This window comes from Cytophagia bacterium CHB2, assembly GCA_030263535.1.
Classification (GTDB): Bacteria; Zhuqueibacterota; Zhuqueibacteria; order Zhuqueibacterales; family Zhuqueibacteraceae; genus Coneutiohabitans.
This window is the reverse complement of record SZPB01000345.1, coordinates 1-7,000: the sequence shown is the minus strand read 5'-3', so window position 1 is coordinate 7,000 and position 7,000 is coordinate 1. Positions and strand designations below refer to the sequence as shown.

6 protein-coding genes are annotated in these 7,000 nt (G+C 52.0%); 5 read left to right on the top strand and 1 reads right to left on the bottom strand.

Going from position 1 to position 7,000, the window contains the following annotated elements; translation table 11 throughout:
- The 4 genes from lon to FBQ85_24175 form a co-directional block, all read left to right on the top strand.
- Positions 1–1,317 (top strand): endopeptidase La (lon, locus tag FBQ85_24190; protein MDL1878233.1); only part of this gene is annotated, 1,317 nt, incomplete at its 5' end.
- A 161-nt stretch (positions 1,318–1,478) separates the two neighbouring features.
- Positions 1,479–2,825, top strand: coding sequence for an allantoinase AllB (gene allB / locus FBQ85_24185; protein ID MDL1878232.1), 1,347 nt, complete (start codon positions 1,479–1,481; stop codon positions 2,823–2,825).
- Between the two features lie 198 nt (positions 2,826–3,023).
- Positions 3,024–4,766, top strand: coding sequence for a glucose-6-phosphate isomerase (locus FBQ85_24180; GenBank protein ID MDL1878231.1), 1,743 nt, complete (start codon positions 3,024–3,026; stop codon positions 4,764–4,766).
- Positions 4,767–4,826: 60 nt separating this feature from the next.
- A complete protein-coding gene (locus tag FBQ85_24175) occupies positions 4,827–5,702 on the top strand; it encodes an SDR family oxidoreductase (protein ID MDL1878230.1) in 876 nt (291 codons plus the stop codon).
- 220 nt (positions 5,703–5,922) lie between these two features.
- Here the strand turns inward: FBQ85_24175 and FBQ85_24170 are convergent, their stop codons facing one another.
- A complete protein-coding gene (locus tag FBQ85_24170; protein MDL1878229.1) occupies positions 5,923–6,222 on the bottom strand; it encodes a hypothetical protein in 300 nt (99 codons plus the stop codon).
- A gap of 515 nt (positions 6,223–6,737) precedes the next feature.
- On the opposite strand from FBQ85_24170, the gene FBQ85_24165 reads away from it, so the two are divergent.
- Positions 6,738–7,000 (top strand): citrate (Si)-synthase (locus FBQ85_24165; protein MDL1878228.1); only part of this gene is annotated, 263 nt, incomplete at its 3' end.

The following is a 7,000-nucleotide window of genomic DNA, read 5'->3' as shown; positions in this document are numbered from 1 at the left end:
AAAACTTCGCTGGGACGCTCGATCGCGCGCGCGATGGGACGCAAATTCGTGCGTATCTCGTTGGGCGGCGTGCATGACGAGGCTGAAATTCGCGGCCATCGCCGCACCTACATTGGCGCATTGCCAGGCCGCATCATTCAAGGCTTGAAAAAAGCCGGCGTCAACAACCCCATTTTCATGCTCGACGAAATCGACAAGGTCGGCGCAGATTTCCGCGGCGATCCTTCCTCGGCGCTGCTGGAAGTGCTCGATCCGGAACAGAATTTTTCGTTCAGCGATCATTACCTCGAAGTGCCGTTTGATTTGTCGAAAGTGATGTTCATCGCCACGGCGAATCTCGAGGATCCGATTCACCCGGCGTTGAAAGACCGGCTCGAGATCATCGAGTTGCCCGGCTACACCGCCGAAGACAAAATCCGCATTGCGGAAAAGTTTCTAGTGCCGAAGCAGCTTGAGGCGCACGGCTTGAAAGCGGAAAACATCACGATCTCGCAGCCGGCGATCGAACAGGTCATCTCCTCATACACGCGCGAAGCGGGCGTGCGCAATCTCGAACGCGAGATTGCCAACATTTGCCGTGGCATCGCCAAAGAAATTGTCGAATCGAAAGACAAGGAAAGTCTGGCAGAGGCCAAGCGCACAGTAACGAAGGATGAAGTGAGCAAATATCTCGGTGTCATCAAGTATTTTGCCGATGCCAAAGAACGCACCAGCCGGACCGGTGTGGCCACCGGTCTGGCGTGGACCCCGGTGGGCGGTGATATTCTGTTCATCGAAGCCACCAAAATGCGCGGCAAAGGCGGTTTGATGCTGACCGGCCATCTCGGCGATGTCATGAAAGAATCGGCGCATGCCGCGCTGTCTTACATTCGCAGCAAAGCCAAGTTTTATGACATTGACGAAGATATTTTCGACAAGATCGATATTCACATTCACGTGCCGGCAGGCGCGATTCCGAAAGATGGGCCGAGCGCGGGTGTAACCATGTTCACAGCGTTGATGTCATTGCTTACGGACCGCACGGTGGCGCATGATTATGCCATGACTGGAGAAATCACCCTGCGCGGCCTGGTGCTGCCGGTTGGCGGTATCAAGGAAAAGGTGCTGGCAGCAAAACGCGCCGGCATCGATAAAGTGATTCTGCCGGAAAAGAACCGCAAGGATATCGAGGAGATACCGCAACACGTGCGCGATCAGATGCAATTTCATTTCGTGAGCGAGATGGATGAGGTCAGCAAAGTCGTGCTGGGCAAACGGCCGCGCAAACCGAAAACAGAGGTGACGCCCTTGATGGAGCAACAACCGGCGATTGCCTGAGGCAACGTCACCAGTGTAATCGAAACTCGAGGCCGTGAATCTTTTCACGGCCTTTTTTGTTTTTTTATTGCGCCGGCGCTTGCAAACGGCTGCCGCACTAAAATCCATTTGACAAAGATTTGAGGTTTGGTTACTATGCCATCCCAAGGAAAACCGTGAGCATGAATTTTGATCTCATCATCAAAAGCCGGCGAATCGTAACGCCCGAGGGTGTGCGTGCAGGCGCAATTGTGATACGATCGGGTAAAATTGCCGACGTGGTGAGCAATCTGCAAATTGCGGGAAACGAGCGGCTCATCAATGTTCATGATGCTGTCGTCATGCCCGGTCTGATAGACACGCATGTTCATCTTAATGAACCCGGGCGCACGGAGTGGGAGGGCTTTGAGACGGCAACGCGCGCGGCGGCTGCCGGCGGCGTGACAACATTGGTCGACATGCCGTTGAATAGCACACCGGTGACGACAAACGTTGACGCCTTCGAGCAGAAACTGGCTGCGGCGCAAAACAAACTCTGGGTTGATTGCGGGTTTTATGCCGGACTGGTGCCGGGAAATCACGCGGCACTTGCGCCTCTACTAAAATCCGGGGTGTTGGGCGTTAAAGCATTCATGATTCATTCCGGCATCGATGATTTTCCCAACGTTGCTGAAGCAGATTTGCGCTCGGCTATGCCGATGATCGCGGCAAGCGGCCTGCCTTTACTCGTTCATGCCGAACTGAATCGGAATCACAGCGCGACAAATGCCGCAAGCGATCCGCGCAGTTATCAAGCTTATCTGGCCTCGCGCCCAAGAGCATGGGAAAATGAGGCAATTCGAATGATGATCGCGTTGTGCCGCGCATATCAATGCCGCGTTCATATCGTACATTTGTCTTCGGCAGAATCTTTGCCGGAATTGCGGCAAGCACGGCAGGCGGGATTGCCGCTCTCGATTGAAACCTGTCCGCATTATCTGTACTTCAGCGCTGAAGAAATTTCAGACGGCGATACGCGCTTTAAATGTGCCCCGCCGATCCGCGAGCATGAGAATCGTGAACAGCTTTGGCAAGCGCTCAAAGCCGGCGACATTGATTTCATCGCCTCAGATCATTCGCCCTGCCCGCCCGTGATGAAAGCACTCGATCTCGGCGATTTTCAGCAGGCGTGGGGCGGCATTGCCTCGCTGCAATTCACTCTGCCGGTGATGTGGACCGCCGCGCAGCAACGCGGGTTTTCGTTGCTTGATTTGAGTGAATGGTTGGCGCATCGCCCGGCTGCGTTCGTGGGATTATCCGGGCGCAAGGGCGCTATCGCGCCAGGCTATGATGCCGATCTCGTTGTGTGGAATCCTGAAGCCTCATTTACGCTGACGGCGGAGATGATTCATCATCGCCACAAAATGACGCCGTATGAAGGGCAAAGACTCAACGGCGTTGTTGAAATGACATTTCTGCGCGGCCAGAAGATTTTTGAGCGCGGTCGCTTTGGGGATGAACCGCTTGGGAAGGCGATTCTGTCTGGGTGAATAGCCTGGCCAATATAGCGTTTTTCATTTGCCTGTCTAGCTTGTCATTCTGCAAGAATCTTGTGAAGTTGCCGCCCCAAACCGAATTTTCACAAGATTCATCAAATGGCATATTCACTCAGTCGCAAAACGTTATAAAAACAAAAAATCTGCATGAATTAGCCAGCACCCAAACCGCTTTTTTGAGGAGTTCGAAGAATGTCCACGCAACATGAATCTGCCAAACAAAGTGACGCCTTTCGCTTGGAAAAATACCAATCGAACATTGATACCGCGCTCAGAGACTTGCGTGAAAATGATATCCTCGCGCGTATTTGGAGCCATGATCACACCGTGTGGAAACCCGAGCCAACTGAAATCACCAATCGTCTCGGCTGGCTGCACAGCCCGGAGGTAATGTCAAAAGCCATTCCTGAAATTAATGCCTTTGTTGACGAAATCCGCGCGGAAGGCTTTACGCATGCGCTGTTGCTCGGCATGGGCGGTTCGAGCCTCGCGCCGGAAGTGTTTCGCTTCACGTTTGGCGTGCAAATCGGCTATCTCGATCTCGCTGTGCTTGACAGCACGGATCCGGGCGCGGTGTTGGCGCATGCGAACCGCCTCGATCCGCCCCAAACGCTTTTCATCGTCTCCACCAAATCCGGCGGCACCGTTGAAACGTTTTCGTTTTTTAAATATTTTTACAACTGGACTTCTGAGAAAATTGGTGAGACGAAAGCGGGCAAGCATTTCGTTGCTATCACAGATCCTGGCAGCGGCCTGGCTGATACGGCCAAGAAGTACAATTTTCGCAAAACCTTCATCAACGATCCCAACATCGGCGGGCGCTACTCTGCACTTTCGTATTTTGGCTTGGCGCCGGCGGCATTAATAGGCATGAATCTGAAAGTGCTGCTCGAGCGCGCTGCAGCAATGGTGCAGCTCAGCAAGAGTATCGCGTCATCGCAAACAAAGGATAATTCTCCCGCCACGCTGGGGGTGATTTTGGGTGAATTAGCGGTTCAGGGGCGCGACAAAGTGACGTTGATCGCTTCACCGCCGATAAAATACTTTGGCGCTTGGGCAGAGCAGTTGATCGCGGAAAGCACAGGCAAAGAGGGCAAAGGCATCTTGCCGGTTGATGGCGAAGAGGTTGGCGCGCCGAGCGTTTATGGGAATGATCGTTTGTTTGTTTATCTCCGTCTCGAGGGCGACTCGACTTTCGATCAAAAGGTTGAAGCATTGCTTGAAGCCGGGCATCCAGTGGTTCAGCTTGATTTGCAGGATTTATATGATCTTGGCGGGGAGTTTTTTCGCTGGGAAATCGCGACGATCATCGCAAGCCGACGGCTTGCGATCAATCCCTTTGATCAACCGAACGTGGAATCTGCAAAAATTCTGGCGCGGCAAATGGTGGAGGCCTATCAAAAAGAAGGTAAGCTGCCAGAACTGACACCGATTTTGCACGCGGACGGTGTGTCGGTTTACTCAGATATTCCTTCAAATACTTTGGCTGATGCTATGAATAAATTTCTAGCGCAAGCCAGTCCGGGAGATAAAAATCACAAGAGTCGCAGCTACGTCGCATTGCAAGCTTATGTGACGCCGACCGCGGAAAATGACGCCGCGCTGCAACAGTTGCGCACAAAAATTCAGACGCGCTTGCATGTGGCAACCACCGTAGGTTATGGCCCGCGCTTTTTGCATTCCACGGGACAATTGCACAAAGGCGATGCCGGGCATGGTTTGTTCATGCAATTTACTTCGGATGCCGTGCAGGATCTCGCAATTCCAGATGAAGCCGGCTTGCCGAACTCCTCCATGACATTCGGCGTGCTCGAACTGGCGCAAGCGCTGGGCGATCGGCAGGCGTTGCTCGATGCAAAACGGCGCGTCATTCGATTTCACCTTGGTAAAGAAGTTGAAAGGGGATTGCTAAAACTGGCCAATCTGATCGAGTAAGACTTCGCCACGCTGCTGTGCAAAGCAACAGTGAGTTTTGATCCACCAGGACAACAAGCGATGAAACGTATTCTTGTAACCGGCGCAAGCGGTTTTCTCGGAGGGCACATTTGCCAACAGGCAACGAAGCAATGGGACGTCTTTGGCACGTTTCACCGGAACGAAACACTGCCCGAGAGTACAAAACCCGTGAACGTCGATCTCAGCGAGAGTGAGAGACTTTTTGAGGTTTTGGATGAGATCGATCCCAGCGTCGTGATTCACGCGGCTGTCATGCAAGTGGATGAATGCGAGCGCGCGCCGGATTTGGCGCAGCGCATCAATGTTGAGGCAACGCGCGTAATTGCAGAATGGTGCGGCCAACGGCAACGCCGGTTGATCTATATTTCATCGGATTTCGTGTTTGATGGCAAAACCGGCTGGTATGCGGAAACCGATCTTCCGCAGCCGATCAATCTTTATGGCCAAAGCAAACATGAGGGCGAGACGGCAACGTTATTCGCATGTCCACAAGCCTGTGTTGCCCGGTTGCCGTTGATGTACGGATTTCCACTGGCGCGAGGCTATTGTTTCTTTGCCGGCATGTTCGCGCAACTGCAGCGGAAAGAGACGGTTGCCGTTTTTCATGATCAATATCGCACGCCGGGACTGGTCGCAAACATGGCAGAAGCGTTGCTTGAGTTGGTAAATTTATCTTTCTCCGGGATTATTCATTTGGGCGGGGCAAAGCGTTGCAGCCGTTATGAGTTTGCACAAGCCTTGTGCCGTCTGGCAGGCTTTGATGAAGCGTTGCTGCGACCGGTTTCAATGTTCGAAGCAAAAACACCCGCGGCGCGCCCGCAAGATGTTTCGCTTACGAACAAGCTCGCGCAGCGCGTGCTAAAAACGAAATTGCTCGGATATGAAGAGGGGCTGCGGGCACTGTTGAAACACTGAATGCCTCTGCGAGCGGGCGTTGCAGCGTTCAGAAAATGACAGATGATCAACGTGTCAGTGAATGACATCACACGAAAACATAAACAAGCGCTGAAAGATCATCTGCATTTGATTTTGCCCGTTGTTTCAATTTTCGCGCAACGATGAGTTTTGCGAAAACCTGGCCGGGAATTGTTGGGGCAGGCGGATAAATTTCCTACTAACCTGAAAAGCTTTTTGGCTAAGCGCCAACCGTTGCCCGGGTTTCGCGTCTCAAATATTTCATTACACAACCCTGCGTGCAGCCGGCTCTCTCAGGCCATGAGGAGCAGGCACAGACCCGAACATTGACCTTACCCACCACCGACGCCAACGCTGCTGCCCGCGCATTAATGCTAATCGTAGCTGGTTTGGAATCCAGCGGACAGATGACTCGCCGGCTCTTGCGATAGGTCATGAAGGTGTTGAGGATTACCGGAAAAGCCACATATAATGCGGCCAACCCGGTGATCGCTGCGATGACCAAATATGGATGATCCATAATCTGCCTCCTTGTGAGCAGAGGTTAAGCGGCGATTCCAGTGAAAAGAAAATGGCTGGTTTAGTCCATTTTAAATGACGCAAAATTCGTGCTGAATAACGACGCTCATAAAACTATGGAATTAGCGGCAACCTTCTTTCTCAGTTATGCGATAATCATTGAGTAAATTCGCGAAATCGGGAAAAAAAATAAGCACTTGCGCATTTCGTCCATGATAACCTCTTAAAAATTATATAAGAATTTTCCGGGAAACTTCGGCATAGTAGTTGAGTTATCTTTGAGGGAGGACGACGTCGCTGCTTGCTCATCGGAAAACGATTTTTCGTGCGGAAAATGGGTGATTTTTTTCTCCCATTTCATTCGTCCAGACGAAAAATTGACAAAGTCAAAATCTCGGTTGTTGACCTTTTCTTCCTGCCTAGCGCCTCAAGCACGATTGCAGTCTCACCGCGGGGCAAAGTGGCGGTGCTCCTCTTCGCTTCAGTCACATTTAAACCATCTCAAAGGAGCCTGCCATGCCCGAAACTCTCAGCATTATCGACAACCGCACGGGGAAAAAATATGAAATCCCCATCGTCCATGACACGATCAAAGCCATGGATCTGCGGCAAATCAAAGTCTCTGACGAAGACTTTGGCCTCATGACCTATGACCCGGCATTCATGAACACCGCGTCATGCCAGAGCCGGATCACCTTTATCGACGGGGACAAGGGAATTTTGCGCTATCGCGGTTATCCCATCGAACAGCTTGCGGAAAAAAGCAATTATCTCGAAGT

Coding starts and splice junctions, on each gene's coding strand:
- allB (MDL1878232.1), top strand. CDS start 1,479: ATGAATTTTGATCTCATCATCAAAAGCCGGCGAATCGTAACGCCCGAG.
- FBQ85_24180 (MDL1878231.1), top strand. CDS start 3,024: ATGTCCACGCAACATGAATCTGCCAAACAAAGTGACGCCTTTCGCTTG.
- FBQ85_24175 (MDL1878230.1), top strand. CDS start 4,827: ATGAAACGTATTCTTGTAACCGGCGCAAGCGGTTTTCTCGGAGGGCAC.
- FBQ85_24170 (MDL1878229.1), bottom strand. CDS start 6,222: ATGGATCATCCATATTTGGTCATCGCAGCGATCACCGGGTTGGCCGCA.